Annotated in this window: 13 protein-coding genes; 8 read left to right on the top strand and 5 right to left on the bottom strand. The window is 52.8% G+C overall.

The window, feature by feature from the left end:
• Window positions 1-540: 540 nt before the first annotated feature.
• Genes ABWO67_RS15130 through ABWO67_RS15120 form a run of 3 tightly spaced genes read right to left on the bottom strand, consistent with a single transcriptional unit; the run spans window position 541 to window position 3,860 of the window.
• Window positions 541-1,518: a Bug family tripartite tricarboxylate transporter substrate binding protein gene (locus ABWO67_RS15130; protein ID WP_353152960.1), complete on the bottom strand. Its 978-nt coding sequence runs from the start codon at window positions 1,516-1,518 to the stop codon at window positions 541-543.
• A 9-nt stretch (window positions 1,519-1,527) separates the two neighbouring features.
• Complete coding sequence (locus ABWO67_RS15125; RefSeq protein WP_353152958.1) at window positions 1,528-2,571, bottom strand: glutamate cyclase domain-containing protein; 1,044 nt, start codon at window positions 2,569-2,571, stop codon at window positions 1,528-1,530.
• A complete protein-coding gene (locus ABWO67_RS15120) occupies window positions 2,568-3,860 on the bottom strand; it encodes an aminotransferase class I/II-fold pyridoxal phosphate-dependent enzyme (protein ID WP_353152956.1) in 1,293 nt (430 codons plus the stop codon). Before ABWO67_RS15120 ends, ABWO67_RS15125 begins: the two co-directional genes overlap by 4 nt.
• Window positions 3,861-4,032: 172 nt before the next feature.
• On the opposite strand from ABWO67_RS15120, the gene ABWO67_RS15115 reads away from it, so the two are divergent.
• From ABWO67_RS15115 to ABWO67_RS15080, 8 genes are all read left to right on the top strand, one after another.
• Entirely contained in the window at window positions 4,033-4,938 is a 906-nt protein-coding gene (locus tag ABWO67_RS15115) for a LysR family transcriptional regulator (protein ID WP_353152955.1), read from the top strand.
• Between the two features lie 259 nt (window positions 4,939-5,197).
• Window positions 5,198-6,103: an allantoinase PuuE gene (locus tag ABWO67_RS15110; protein WP_353152953.1), complete on the top strand. Its 906-nt coding sequence runs from the start codon at window positions 5,198-5,200 to the stop codon at window positions 6,101-6,103.
• Window positions 6,104-6,140: 37 nt separating this feature from the next.
• Window positions 6,141-7,229, top strand: coding sequence for a sugar ABC transporter substrate-binding protein (locus tag ABWO67_RS15105; RefSeq protein WP_353152951.1), 1,089 nt, complete (start codon window positions 6,141-6,143; stop codon window positions 7,227-7,229).
• Window positions 7,226-8,785, top strand: a complete 1,560-nt coding sequence (locus tag ABWO67_RS15100) for a sugar ABC transporter ATP-binding protein (RefSeq protein WP_353152949.1) — start codon at window positions 7,226-7,228, stop codon at window positions 8,783-8,785. The genes ABWO67_RS15105 and ABWO67_RS15100 overlap by 4 nt, the downstream gene beginning before the upstream one ends.
• 30 nt (window positions 8,786-8,815) lie before the next feature.
• Complete coding sequence (locus ABWO67_RS15095) at window positions 8,816-9,823, top strand: ABC transporter permease (RefSeq protein WP_353152947.1); 1,008 nt, start codon at window positions 8,816-8,818, stop codon at window positions 9,821-9,823.
• Window positions 9,824-9,841: 18 nt separating this feature from the next.
• The gene (locus ABWO67_RS15090; RefSeq protein WP_353152945.1) at window positions 9,842-10,333 is read left to right on the top strand and encodes an ureidoglycolate lyase; all 492 of its coding nucleotides are present in this window, start codon (window positions 9,842-9,844) and stop codon (window positions 10,331-10,333) included.
• Between the two features lie 92 nt (window positions 10,334-10,425).
• Window positions 10,426-11,163, top strand: a complete 738-nt coding sequence (locus ABWO67_RS15085) for a GntR family transcriptional regulator (protein WP_353152943.1) — start codon at window positions 10,426-10,428, stop codon at window positions 11,161-11,163.
• 25 nt (window positions 11,164-11,188) lie between these two features.
• Entirely contained in the window at window positions 11,189-12,229 is a 1,041-nt protein-coding gene (locus ABWO67_RS15080) for an asparaginase (RefSeq protein WP_353152941.1), read from the top strand.
• 67 nt (window positions 12,230-12,296) lie between these two features.
• Here ABWO67_RS15080 and ABWO67_RS15075 read toward each other — a convergent pair whose 3' ends face one another.
• Together ABWO67_RS15075 and ABWO67_RS15070 are read right to left on the bottom strand one after the other, a co-directional pair.
• Complete coding sequence (locus tag ABWO67_RS15075; protein ID WP_353152939.1) at window positions 12,297-12,923, bottom strand: PqiC family protein; 627 nt, start codon at window positions 12,921-12,923, stop codon at window positions 12,297-12,299.
• Entirely contained in the window at window positions 12,920-14,584 is a 1,665-nt protein-coding gene (locus ABWO67_RS15070; RefSeq protein ID WP_353152937.1) for a PqiB family protein, read from the bottom strand. Before ABWO67_RS15070 ends, ABWO67_RS15075 begins: the two co-directional genes overlap by 4 nt.
• Window positions 14,585-14,640 lie beyond the last annotated feature (56 nt).

Here is a 14,640-nt window from a genome sequence, read left to right as displayed (position 1 = left end):
TCCAACGATAATTATAATTCTGGAGCTGGATTTATCGACCTTTAAGCGGAGCCCTCGGGAACGAAAGTGGTGGTGGCGCAAAGGGCATCAATGTGCAATGCGATTGAGCACGCAGCGAGCCTGATTTGCAAGATCCGAGATATTGCGAATACACATAAGCATCGGGGATACTACGATAAGGCAAGGCGAACATGCTGCGGCTGATGTTGTTGTGTCCAGTTCCTCGCGAGCCGCGGGCTTAAGCCCAGACAAAGCGTCAGAAATAACGAAACTGATCAGGGAGCTGACCAACGACCGCGTAACGTGCAAAGTCGCGTACGGGACCGAAGCCGGCCTTTTCCAGTCTTTGCGGGTGCTGACATGCGGCCCGACGCGCGTGACGGAGGTCTGAACTCTGCCGCAAGGTCGATTCTCTTCCGGGGTGCCCGCTCCCCTTATATCCGCTTGTTGAAGGCCTGCGGCACAAAGCTAAGCACTTCGACGATTCCAGAGACCAGAAAGAATAGCCAGGCTACCACCTGGCTATTCTTTCATTTTTTTTTAGCCACCGTCGGCCTGCACTGCAGCCCCTAACTCAACAGTAGTTGCTGCAACGCCTCTTACAAAATCATTGAACTCAGCGACGGACGCTGATGGATCGACATCCATACCTAGATCGGCAAAGGTCTTTTTTACGTGTTCCTCCGCCAAAATTTCCTTGCTGGCGTTGAATAGCTTATCGGTGATATCGACAGGGATGCCTGCTGGGCCGTAGAAGCCGTGCCAGACCTTGAAGTTATAACTTGGTAACCCCGATTCGGTTGCTGACGGGATACTGGGAAACAAAGTAGATTTTCCTGAGGATGAGAGACCAAGCGCCTTGAGTCTCCCTGCTTTTACATGAGCGATGACGGAGGGGGGTGTGGCAAAGCTAATATCGACTTCACCGGACAGCGCAGCAACGGTGGCCGGATTACCGCCTTTGTACGGGATGTTCATCAGCTTGATGCCCGATTCTTTCATGAACAACACGGCGGCCAGGTGATTAGAGGAACCCACACCCGCACTGGCATGCGTTACCTGGTCAGGGTTCTCTTTTGCTTTTTTGATCAGATCCTTGAAGTTGTTTAATCCTTTGTTGGGATTGGCGACGACAATCATTGGAAAGCTTACCCATCGGGTAATATGTGTGAATCCGTCAATGCCATCATAGGTGATGCTGGGATAAAGAATTTTGTCCATTCCATGCATGCCCATTGTGCCGATATAAAGCGTATAGCCATCAGGTTTCGCGCGTGATACATAACTACTCGCGATAGTTGTGCTGCCTCCCGGCTTATTCTCGACGATGAACTGCATATCGAATTTCTTGGACAATTCTTGGGCCATCGTGCGGGCGACCACATCGGTGGAGCCCCCAGGCGCGAACGGCACGACGATTGTTACTGGCCGTTGCGGCCACTCCGAAGCTTGGGCCGTCGAGGTCATGACGGCAAGGATAGCGGCTGGGCATACTTTTAAGAGTTTTCTAATCAACATGATTTCTCTCTACAGTGAGTTCGTGGACGAGGTTTCTTGGTTTTTTTTCAACTTCAAATATCGGGCCGTGAGCTCATGGATGAACTGAACAATACTCAGGTGCGTTTGGGCGCTAATGCCATCGACGTTTGCATCGACTACGTTGTCCATGGAATTGATGAGGCCCACGTCAACGCCCCGATGCAAAAGTCTGGATTCCAATTCTGGCGTGTGGAGAATTTCATATTTGCCGATACGCGCGGCGAGTGCGGCCGTGATAGCCGTGCATCCCCAATTGCTGCATGCTGCTGTTACCAAAATATCGCAGCTGGTGGTTGCGCAGATTTTCTCGCCAAACTTTACATGTCGCGTGACAGCATCGGCCACGGCGCCCATTCCGATCTCGTTACCTCCGTCACCGATGCAGACGCTTTTCACCTGTCGGGCCATGGCGTACTCGAACAGGATATCGATTCGCGATCTGCCCATGCCGTAGTCGATGCCACGCATGCTGTAATAAACGCCATCGGTAGCCCGGCCTACGCGCTCCGTTGATATAAGCAGCGCTGGGGCAATGCGGTTCAGGAAACCCTCCGCTGCGGCGTGGGCTTCTGCGTCGGTGACAGGGAAAGGCTCGAATGATGCAACAGCCAAGCTGCTATCAGCAACGGCGCGGCGTGCGTCGTCAAATGGCAAAACGGACAGCCCTGCGGCGGTGAAGATGGCAGATATAGCGGGAATCAGCGTGGCTTCGCATACAACGACTGTGTGAATATTTTTCCCTAGCGAGAGCGCGCGAGCGAGAACCGCGGCGCCCGCGGGGCCATCATTTTCTCCAATGGTGGGCGAGACCCACGCGCGCGACGGTGATCCCGTTGTCAATAGTACGGTGCTACCGTTCTCAAGGTCCTGAATCATTGACGCAGCCGCCCCAACAGGGGATTGTCCAACCAACCTGCCGCGAGCCGCGGCACTGAGATGCTCAACACCGCGTTGCCCAATGTCAATGTTGGTGAGGCGGTCGAGCTGTGCATCAAGGAGTGTTAGTTTTTCTTTCTGTGCGGCGCTGTTCATTTTGAATATCCTAAGATTAAATTAGATATGGCCTCAGTGTCATCAACCAAGCCCGCGAGGTGTTCAATGCAGCTGTCAAGTGCGTCGACTACTTTTTGCATGTCGCCAATTCGGTCCAGCGCCTCCGGCGTCGGGCGTAGTCGTAACGACACTTTTGCCCCTGGCTGCCCGTGGGTGTTTGTTGTCAGAATGCCGTGATCGCGCAGCAGCAGCGCGCCCAATGCGGCCGTGGCTTCCGCGGGAACGATGTTTGCTCGGTCAACTGGCCTGTTTGCTCGTTGTAGGACCAGTCGCAGCATATCGTTCTCGTCGATGATGGGACCCAGATCACTGGATGCGACAATGCTTTCGCCATATTGTCGACGCATCAGCTTCGTAAGTGCGCCGCCCAGTTCATGTTCGTCAATCAACAGGCTAGGCGTAAACGATGAAAGTGAGCGCATGACCGCCACTAGAATCGGGGCTCGTGCCTCCATGCCCAACTCGGCGCCCTTGGCGGCGATTTTTGGAATAAGGTCAGAGCGGCCTATCAGTATTCCGGCGCGTGGTCCGGTGAGCCCTGCCTTGTCGCAATTGGTGATAGCCAAGTCTGCACCCATGCGCATTGCCGAAATACCCTGATGCAGTATGGGCCGGATGCGCGCCCCATAAGCGTCGTCAACAAATGCAATGGCCCCGGCGCTCTGTGCGCTTTTTATCATCGACCGGATCGTCTCCTCGTCCAGCCTGTCAAGGTTGCTGGTGACTGTAGTAATGATCGCGAGCTTCGGCTGATAGCTTTCCAACGCTTTACGGAAGCTTTCAAGGTGGGCATGCTCGTGCAGAGCGACTTGAGCGATACGGCAGCCGCGGATGACTGATGTATGTGAACGGCTGCCTGACGGTACGCCGCTGACAACAGGCCTGTCATCGGCCAAAGCGGTAATCAGCGCGATGATGCCTGCACTGGAGCGATTGAAAATCGCAAAGTCGTTGTCGGCGTCGCCATCCATGTGGGCAATGACGTTTGCCTTGAGTTCGTCAATGATGATGCCGGGCCCAAACCATTCTTCACATCGAAGCTCCAGGTCTTCAGGATGCACTGGAAATGCCCGTTGATTACCCGTGAATACGGTAATTGACGCGGCTCCCTGTTCTGTCAGCCGGTTGGTTGCCAGCCGTTGGCCGTAGATCAAACGTTGATTCTCTTCGACGCTGGACTGAATGATCTTTCCGCGAGCATATCCGACTGTTGGATCAATGGGATTGCCGAAATCATCCGTGGTGTGTTGCGTTGTTTTTTTTGACATGAGGTTCATTGGTAATCTACCGATAAAAAGTTTGCAGGCGAGCGGCATGCTTGTGATTTCGAATTAAGATTACCGTCGAGTAACGTAAGAGTAAACGACAGAATTTTTAACGATATGCGTAAGATATACTTACTGCCAAACATAAAAGCTCAGTTCTAGAAAGGGAATTTTGATGCTGAATCTCACGAGGTTGAGGCTTCTGAACGAGTTGACGACTCTTGGAACCATTACAGCTGTGGCACGAGCTCGAGGTACAACGCGACCTGCTGTTTCTCAGCAATTGGCATTGCTTGAAAAAGAAGTGGGATCCACCTTGTTCGAGCGCACGTCTAGTGGTATCCGAATGACCACTGAAGGCGAACGGCTTTCGTCTCGGATAGGCGCGTTGTTCGATATGGTGGAAGATATCGAGGCCGAGCTTGCCAGTTCGTCCGACGTGGTGGTCGGTCAGGTTCGCCTGTCGGCGTTCGGGTCATTTTCGACGGGTATCGTTCCTACTGCGTTCAGTATCCTTCGCCAACTCCACCCCAGGTTGACGCTTATGTTTACAGAGTACGCTTCACAGGACGGTATTCGTGCTGTGGTCGCGCGGGAGATCGATATCGCGATTATCGACGAATGGGCCGATATTCAGCGTCCTGCCCGTTCGCTTGAGATCTCTACGCTGGGAACTGATGATTTCGTCGCGGTGGTGAGCAGGGAGCATCCCCTAGCAAACCGTAAAACCATTCACCTTGCTGATCTTGCGGATGACATGTGGGCAATCAATCAGGGAGCAGCCCCTTATCGAAGCATATTATTGAATGCTTGCTTCACTGCTGGCTTTACGCCCAAAGAGGTGTGTAACTGCCGTAATGTTTCCGCAATTATTGAATTCATCAAGAAGATCGGACTGGTTTCTGTGCTTCCGTCTTTAAGTCTGCAACCTTTCCTCGACGATGACCAGATCAGGCTTATTGCGCTGAGCCCCTCCCTGAGCAGGGAGATTCGCGTGGTGACCTTGCCGGGTGCTTTAAAGCGTCGGTCGCTCAATGCTATTGTTCAGACCCTTGGTGATGTAACGAAAGGGCGGAGATAGTGGACTCCGCCACCGCTATTGGCCCCGCGGTGTTCACCACCATTGTCCCAATCTTCGGAACGCCCTACAGTCAGACTCGAAATATCTTCGGGGTCGCAAAGCCTAAACGCATTATGGAGCGTGAACTTACCCTAGTACTAATACTAGGTTTACGCCGCATCTAATTGCACCTTATAGTGGCTCGACTGAATTTCAGACATAATTGTCTGCAATTTTACAGTCACTAAAGTCTACGGCTGCATACTGAAGGAGTTGGCACATGGTTTATCCGCCCCGAGACCTGGTGGGTTATGGCAGAAACCGCCCTACGGGCGCTTGGCCCAATGGGGCCCGTCTTGCGATTAACGTTGTCGTCAATTACGAGGAAGGCTCCGAGCGCTCTCATGCCATGGGGGATCCAGACCAAGAGACGATGACTGAATGGGGTAGCTATGCATTTCCTCCCGGCGTACGCAATCTCGCTATGGAGTCGATGTATGAATACGGCTCGCGGGTAGGCGTCTGGCGCATACTGGATTCTCTGCAAGACGCCAATGTGCCGGCCACTATATTCGCGTGTGCGGTAGCCATGGAGCAAAACCCCGAAGTGGCGATGGCTATGGTTCAGGCGGGTCATGAAATCTGCAGCCATGGTTACCGCTGGGAAGAGGTGTTTCGGCTTACCGAGGAAGAAGAACGAGAGCACATTCGCCTGGCCATCGAGTCACTGGAGCGATCATGCGGCAAACGCCCAGTCGGTTGGTACTGTCGCTATGGCCCCAGCGTGCGCACTCGCCGGTTAGTGGTGGAAGAGGGCGGTTTTCTATACGACGCGGACGCGTATAACGATGACGTCCCTTATTTTGTGCAAGTCGAAGGAAAACGTCACCTTGTCGTCCCTTACACCGCTGACGTCAATGATTTCCGGTTTTGGAACTCACCAGGACTGACTCAAGCGTCTGATTTCTTCGAATACATCAGAGAAAGCTTCGATGTGTTGTATGCCGAAGCGGCAAACGGTCCCCGAATGATGTCAATCGGCCTGCACACCCGCATGGTGGGGCGTCCCGGTCGGATCCGTGCATTGAAATGGTTCTTTGACTATGCGCGACAGTTTCCCGACGTCTGGTTCGCTACGCGCGAACAAATCGCTCATGCCTGGCTTGACAGGGAACAAATCAAGTAATTTGCTTTTAACGTAGAACTTTGTTTTGGGGATTACCATGTTCAAGAAAATGTTGGCGTTGGCAGGACTACTGATGTTAAGCGGGCATGTCGCAGCGCAGTCGCCTGCCGATATTGCGAAGGAACGATTGCAGCCGTATCGCGAACTTCCTAAATTTGTCGCAGCTGGCCCCGCCTTCGATGCAAAAGCCTGCATGGCAGGTAAAAAGTTGATGAGCATTCCCAACTCGAGCGCTAACCCGTTTGTGAAGAATATCAACAACGCAATGAAAGACGTGGCTAAGAAGGTCGGGTTCGAGTTCATGGAGTGGCAAAACCAGGGTCAATTGACGCAGTGGGTTCAGGGCGTCAACTTTGCTGTGGATAACAAGTTTGATTTGATCGACATGATCGGCGGCACGGACCCGAAGGTACTTGCTCCTCAAATCAAGCGTGCACGAGATGCTGGTATCAAGGTGGTTGCCTCCCATTACTCGGGCTTCGAGCAGCCAATTTCAAATGGGGTAGAGGCAGTGCCTATTGACTACCGCAAGGCGGGCCAGCTGATCGCCGACTGGGCCATTATGGATACTCAGGGCAAGGCAAACGTGCTGGTCCTTATTTCTAGTGAGGTTTTTTCTACGGGATCGATGGTCGAGGGCATCAAAGCAGAGTTCGCTGAAATCTGTCCTGACTGCAAATATAAGATCCAAAATGTCCCTGTTACCGAGTGGTCTACAAAGATTCAACCCACTGTACAGTCTGAGCTCCTGCGAGATGCAACGATCAACTATATCTTGCCCATCTATGACAGCATGTCCCAGTTCATCATTCCGGCTATTACCCTCACCGGCAAGCAAGACAGCGTGAAGATCGCCACCTTTAATGGTACGCCTTTTGTCATTGGACTCATCCAGCAAGGCAAGGTCGAAATGGATATCGGTGAGAACCTGGATTGGATTGCCCACGCGGTGCTGGACGCAGAAATGCGTATGCTTTGTGGTCTGGAGCAAATTAAGGATCCTAAAATTCCTTTCTTTATCTTCGATAAAGACAATGCGCAGACAGCCGGCACGCCTCCCAAGTTGTCCACGGGTTATGGCGATGCTTACCTTGAAGGCTACAACAAGCTTTGGAAGCTTCAATGAGCTCGAATGTTGCAGATCAACAGGGGCCGGCGACCAGCCCGTTGCTAAGGATAGAAAGCCTATCCAAACACTTCGGTGGAGCGCAGGCCTTAGATGGGGCTCACCTGAACGTACGTGGGCAGGAGGTACATGGTCTGCTCGGGCACAATGGCTCCGGAAAATCCACCCTGATCAAAGTATTGGCAGGTTTCCATGCGCCCGATCCCGGGGCGCGGATGTGGTTTGGAGGCAAAGAGGTGAACTTGCCCATGCCCTTTGGGGGAGCACGAGAACTAGGTATCAGCTTTGTGCATCAGCATTTGGGAATTCTGCCATCGCTCACGGTGCTAGAGAATCTTCTGCTGGGTGATCTGGCAACAGAAAACCGGTGGAAGATCAACTGGGCGCGTGAGGCTAAAAATGCTCGAGCGTTGTTTGAGCGCTATCAGATCGACATTGATCCGATGTCAACGATATATGACATCAGTCCGGTAGAGCGCGCACTGCTGGCAATTGTGCGCGCCTTCAGGGACTTGGGCAAGATGGGTAACGCGGGTTTGCTGATACTTGACGAGCCGACTCCTTTCTTGCCGCGCAAGGATGTACAGCGCCTATTTTCTTTGATTAAACAAGTGGTAGCCGACGGCGCGGGGGTGATCTTCGTTTCCCATGATATTGACGAGGTTCTTGAAATTACCGATCGTGCAACAGTGCTTCGCGATGGCAAGGTGGCCGGTACTTTTGAGACGAAGAATGCCAGCAAGGATGACATTGTCGAAATGATTGTCGGGCATCGTCTTGAACGCAAAGCCAAACCGACATCAGCAAAACAGGACTTGCCCGCCCTGGAGATTTCGGGTCTTAGCGGAGAAGTCGTCAAGAACGTTGAACTGCGGGTAGCAAAAGGGGAAATTGTCGGGCTTACGGGTTTGATCGGATCGGGTTACGACGAGCTTCCTTACCTTCTGTACGGGGCAAAGAAGGCCCGTTCGGGTACTTTTGCACTGAATGGGCAGCAACAAGTGGGTGGCGCTGTCTCAGACAATACTCCCGAGCGATCTATCTGTCAGGGCATGGTGCTAATCCCAGCAGATCGCCAAAACAATGCAGTCATCGGCAGTCTCAGCGTAACGGAAAACTTGAGTATGCCGGTTTACGGCCGTTTGGGCAGTCCATGGGCCATCATCTCAACGGTCTTGTCTGATAACGCGCAAGCCCTTATGGAATCTTTCGATATTCGCCCTCGGACTGTCGAGTTGGATATTCAAAATTTTTCTGGCGGCAACCAGCAAAAGGCCGTGATGGCAAAGTGGTTGCAGTTGGATCCTTCGCTTGTGTTACTTGACGAGCCGACTCAGGGAGTCGATGTAGGGGCTCGCCAGCAACTATTCACTCATTTGCGAAAAGTCGCCAGCAAAGGTGCAGCAATTGTTGTTGCCAGTTCCGACTTTGAGCAGCTCGAAGCACTGTGTGACACCGTGATGGTCTTTGATCGCGGGCGGATTGTCTCGCAGCTAAGCGGTGACGACGTCACGAAGAATACGATTGCCGAACATTGTTTCGGCGCAGAGAAATAAAGCACTGCTTGAGTGCTATGGGGATTGAAGATGAGTGCTGATATAAAAGCTGCTAGTCAAACGAATGCCAAGAAGCGACGGGTAGGAAGTGTCGCGCTACAGGTAGAAACGTATGGGCTGGTAATTGTGTGGTTGCTGACAATTGCCTTCTTCGGTTGGTTGCGGCCCGAGAGTTTTCTGAACTGGGCGACCTTCTCCACGATGTTCGGCTCCCAGGCGGTATTGGTCATTGTTACTTTAGGGCTCATTATTCCTTTAACGTCAGGCGACTTCGATCTTTCCATTGCCAGTGTGCTGACGCTCAGCTCCATGATGATTGCAGTGATGAACGTGAATATGGGGATAGATCTTTATATCTGTATTTTGGCCGTTCTTGCGATGGCGTTGGTCACGGGATTTGCCAACGGGTTTTTCACTGTTTATTTCAGGATCCACTCGTTAATCGTGACACTTGGCGTAGGCACATTTTTGCACGGAATCACCTTATGGATTAGTGACTCCATGACGATTAGCGGCGTGGACAACCGTCTGATCGAGGCTGTCATCGCTTCGCGTTTCCTTGGTATTCCCTTGGCGTTCTACTATGCCTTGGTTATTTGCTTTGCGTCTTGGTATGTCTTTACCTACACCGCAGTCGGCAGACGCCTGCTTTTCGTGGGCCGAGGTAGGGAAGTCGCGCGTTTGAGTGGTATTAATGTCGATCGAGTTCGTTGGGGTGCGCTGGTAATGTCTGCGTTGTTTGGCGCTCTGGGCGGCGTTGTATACACAGGTACGACGGGGGCGGCCGACCCGTCATCAGGGATGGCTTTTTTGATGCCTGCTTTTGCAGCGTCGTTCTTGGGTGCTACATGCATCAGTCCTGGGCGATTCAATCCATGGGGGTCAATGGTCGCGGTGTACTTCCTGATTACAGGTATTACAGGACTTTCAGTATTGGGTATCAGCACATTTGTACAAGATCTTTTCTATGGTGCAGCCCTGGTTATTGCTGTTACATTGTCGCAGCTGGTACGGGGTCGTCAAGAACGCGCCCAATGAGCTTAAGAGTAAATACACATGACAGAACATAGCTTTAAAGAGATTCAAATTCAGCAGATCGAAGAATCTTTATTTAATCCGTTCGGGTTCGTATTTCGTCCCACCGGTGATGCTGGACGCTTCGATCACTTTGGCGTTATTGAGAATCTACGCAAGGATGCTCGAATCAATCTTGCCCAGGTTCAAGCCGATGATCGCACCCAGGATACGAATATTGAGATAGGAACAATAGAGCGGCATTCCTATTCCAGCCAGAGTTTCTTCCCCCAGGACGTCGAGACCTATCTTGTGGTCGTATGTGAGAATGGTAATGATGACCGGCCACTACTCTCTTCATTGCAGGCGTTTTGCGTGCCAGGCGACGTTGGGATCACCTATAGGCCCAACGTCTGGCACGCTGGGATTAGCGTTCTCAAAGGGGGGCGGAGCTTTTTAATGGTTATCCACGAAGAAAAATCTCCTGGCGACTGCGAGTTTGTCGATATCCCTCTTCTACGTATTCGTCTATAAAGTGACGGGAGTGCTTTATAAAAGCCCATCGGCTAAACTAGATTACAAACTTGTTCTCAATGCTGCGTAGGCGTATGCCTCTTTATTCATGTATGTCGTCTGAAGTCGATCCCAAGAAAGCCACAGAACACAAAAAGCCTTCTCAAGCCCGAGGGCAAAGAGAGGAAAAACTCGATCTTGAAGAACGCATGTCTCGCCGCATTGTCACGGCAATTATCGGGAAAAGTCTTCGGCCAGGCGAGCACCTGAACGAAATGCATCTGGCGGCAGCCAATGGTTTATCCAGGCCGCGGGTGCGCCGTGTATTAGAACGCCTCGAAATGGAAGGTGTAATCGAATTCAAGCTAAACCGTGGCGCGTTTATTTCACGGCCTTCTGTCAAGGAAGCGCGCGACGTTTTCGAGGCGCGTGCTCACCTCGAATCTATTTTGTTCAGATTGGCCTGCGAACGGACATCGGAGCAAGATGTTAAACGTCTAAGGGAGTACACGGCGCGCGAACGTGAGGCGTATCAAACGGGGAAGGCTGACTTCAACCAAATCGCCGGTAATTTTCACGTTTTGGTGGCCGAGATCGTCGACAACAAGGTTATCCTCGATACGATCAAACTGCTGATTCATCGCGTTTGTTTGATCCAGTCGCTGTATGAAACAGACAGGACCGTGTTGTGTCTTGTCGACGAGCACGAACGTTTAGTGGACCTGATAGAGGCTCGGGATGCGGAACAGTGTGTGGCAGAACTCGTTCACCATTGTGAGCACATCAGGTCGAGCCTTGACCTCACCGATCAACGGAATCAAAAGACAAACATTTATCAGGTGGTCCCATGATGTTGCAGACTTTACGTCTTACTGTATGACTTCTGCAGCGAGTTCCCTCCCTCGCATTGCTGTGGGTGCCTTGGGCGGTACTATCGCTATGGTAGGTACGTCAGAAACAGGCCTGCAGCCGGCGCTTACGGCGGAGCACCTCCTTGCAGCCGTGCCTCAGGCCGCATCCATTGCATGTCTGGAAATGACGTCCTTGACTTCCGTAGGCAGCGCCTCTCTCGGATTTAGCGATTTACTCAAACTCCTTAGCTGGGCGCACGCCAAGGCTGACGAAGGCTATGAAGGTATTGTTGTAACCCAAGGTACGGACACACTGGAAGAAAGCGCTTTTTTCTTCCATCTGTGTTGGTCGCGTACCATTCCAGTAGTATTTACCGCGGCTATGCGTGGAGCCTCTGAAATAGGAGCCGACGGCCCGGCCAATATCTTTGCCGCCCTGATCGCCGTCACTAGCCAAGGGATGCGCAACCGACGCGTGGCCGTAGTGCTTAACGATGTCATTCACTGCCCCATGTGGGTAATGAAAAGCCATACGCTGGCGGTTGAAACCTTTACGTCATATCCGTCAGGTCCTATGGGTATGGTGCTGGAGTCCCTAGCGGTGTTTACAGATGCCAGCAGTGGGAAGCGCCCCGAACCGCCGTGTAAGGAATTGGCGTGGGAAGCAGGCGCTCTGCCTTCGGCACAGCAGGCTGATGTAGGCATTGTGGCGACATGGCCTGGCGATGACGGCCGCCTGCTAGAAGCAGCGATGAATGCCGGTTTTGGCGGACTGGTGATTGCTGGCGTAGGAGCCGGGCACTGTAATGGACGGTTTGCCCAGCGTCTGGAAGATCTGAAGAACAGTGTGCCGGTTGTTATGGCTAGCCGTGTGCCATTTGGTCCTACGGCTACCCGCACTTATGCCTATCCGGGATCCGAAATACATTTACAGGAACTGGGTGTGCTTATGTCCGGCTGGTTGTCGCCGCAAAAAAGTCGGGTACTGCTTTGGTGCTTGCTTGCAGCCGGTCTTCAGGACCGGGCGCTTAACAAGGCATTTCTCCAGGTGGCTCAGGTTCGTTAACCGGTTGATCCCATCTAGATCCCATAAACTTGGGGCGCCTACCTAGGCACGCCTGACAAGCAGCCGATTAGGATACCTGGGGTCGCTCACACTTCGACTGGTGCGAGACCGACCGCGTCCTTGCGTCCTGTGCGATCTGTTGGGCTAACGCGGCGATCACGCGCTGCTGTGCTTGCACCAGCTCGGGATAACCAGCCGCCGCTGGTTCTTCAAAACGTCCGTGGCAAACCAGTTTGGCATCGCCTGTTTCCCGTGCATCCCCCACGGTCCAACCCGCCTCAAGCTGTACGAGTTTTCCCGGCCATGCGTCAAACCGACGAACCTGCAGTTTCACCTTAATCACCTGCACATCGCTCGGCCAGGACAACCCAGCAACGTCTTGGGTGCCCAAGCGATTAGCCAACTGCGCCGATAACGCGTTACGTATCTCCTCGTCCAATGGCCCTAGCCACCGCTCGTCGTCCAGAACGGAGAGCATGCCATTGTCATCTTGTCTCACAACGAGTTGGGGCTGATTTAAATACTCCGGCAAACTGACTGGAAGCACTTCGAGCACGAAGCGACTAGGTTCGCCCTGAGACTGGACATCGATCTTGGGGTTTAACAATGTGTAATGGCGAACGGGCGCAGAAGTGGTGCAGGCTGCTATCCCGAGGGTCAGAACGAGCAGGCTGATGCAAATAGGTCGGATCATCTTTTTGGGGTCTCTATGGTGCTGGCTAGCGGGTCTCCGGTAGCCTCGAATGTGGCGTTCTTAGGACGGCCTCGCATTACTGCTTCCGGATATCGGCTCAAAAGATCAGTTAATGTGCGTACTGAGCGAGCTGCACGCTGAATCTCCTGCAAGGTCTGACCAAGGCTTTGTCGCAACGTCGCATCTTCGGCGAGCATTCCGTGCGCCACACCGATGGTTTGCTGAGCTTGACGAAGTGTCTGCGTAGTCTGTGGTAGAACTCGGCTGTCCACCTGCTTCAGCACTTTGTTCAGGTTAGCAAAGGATGCGTCAAGATTGCGCGCGATACTGTCTAACGGCATCTTGTCAATCTTGCCAACGATGCTAGCGAACCGTTCTTGCAATTGATCGAAGCTCCCACTGACGGTCGGCAGCGTTAACGGACGACGTAAAGGATCAAAGGCCACCTTTGGTGTATTAGGGATGAAGTCAAGAGCGATGTAAAGTTGGCCAGTCAGCATGTTTCCTGTTCTTGCCTGGGCTCTCAGGCCATGGGCTACCATTTCTTGCAGCATGTGTGCCGCCCGATCCTCCTCGTCCCCGTCGGATGTTGGTAGTTTTTCCATAATCTCGCCCAGCCGCTGCGGATAAATTACGATACCGACCGCAGATTGAAAGCGATGCTTGACGGGATCGTAATCTGGCTTGATGGATATGACCCTACCCAGATCTATGCCATCGAACTGCACTGGCGCCCCAGCGGTCAGACCTCGCAAAGATTGTTCGAAGACTAAATGGACAGTCTGCGATGGCCCGTCAGGCGGAGCCAGGGCTGCCTGTTGATCCTTGGCCAATTCGTACTTTGTATCCGCTGCAACTGGTTCGCCAGTGACGCCCGGGGAATTTCCGAAGGAAACTCCTCCAGCCAGAATTGTGGCTATCGATTGCGTCTGCAGTTTGAGTCCGTCTGCACCCAGCGAAACATCAACCCCGCTTGCGTTCCAGAAGCGTGTTGCCGTGGTGACAAAGCGGTCGTAAGGTGCGTTAACGAAGAGACGTAGAGTGACCGATCTGCCGTCCTCCCCCAACTGGTATGAAGCAACACGCCCGACTTGAATGCGTCGGTAATAGACAGGTGACCCGATGTCTAGCGAGCCGAGATCCTCGGTGTGCAAAATGAAAGACCGGCCAGGCGTGTCGCCTATGACAGTGGGAGGACTTTCCAAGCCCGTGAACTCCATAGCGGGTACAGTCGATTGACCTCGATCGACGCTGATATATGCCCCCGAAAGTAGAGTATCGACCCCGGAAACACCATCAATACCGATGCGCGGGCGTACCACCCAAAACTGCGAGTCCTTACGGGCCAAGCTCACAGCATCCTTATCCAACGCTACCGTCGCAGCCACACGGGAACCGTCCTCGCTAAGAGTTATTGTAGTAACTGTGCCTACGGTTACGTCCTTGTACTTCACAAGGGTCTTTCCTTCTTCCAAACCGCTCGCAGTGTGAAACGTGATATTAATTACGGGGCCTTTCATCATCCAGGCTTGCACCAACATAGAGAGGCCGATCAAGGCTGCAATAATGGGTACCAGCCAGACGAGGGAGATTCGTCGTTGTCGACGCGTTATCACCGTAGGAGCACCAGGTTCATGGAGCCCCTTGGAAGAGTCATTCATTCATCATCACCATTGATTTCACCGTCCCAAATATGTCTGGGGTCGAAGGACATAGC

Origin of the sequence: Pollutimonas bauzanensis (genome assembly GCF_040393045.1) — a bacterium.
In the GTDB taxonomy this organism is placed as follows: Bacteria; Pseudomonadota; Gammaproteobacteria; order Burkholderiales; family Burkholderiaceae_B; genus Pollutimonas; species Pollutimonas bauzanensis_A.
The sequence above is the reverse complement of the archived record's forward strand: the minus strand, read 5'-3'. Positions and strand labels throughout refer to the sequence as shown.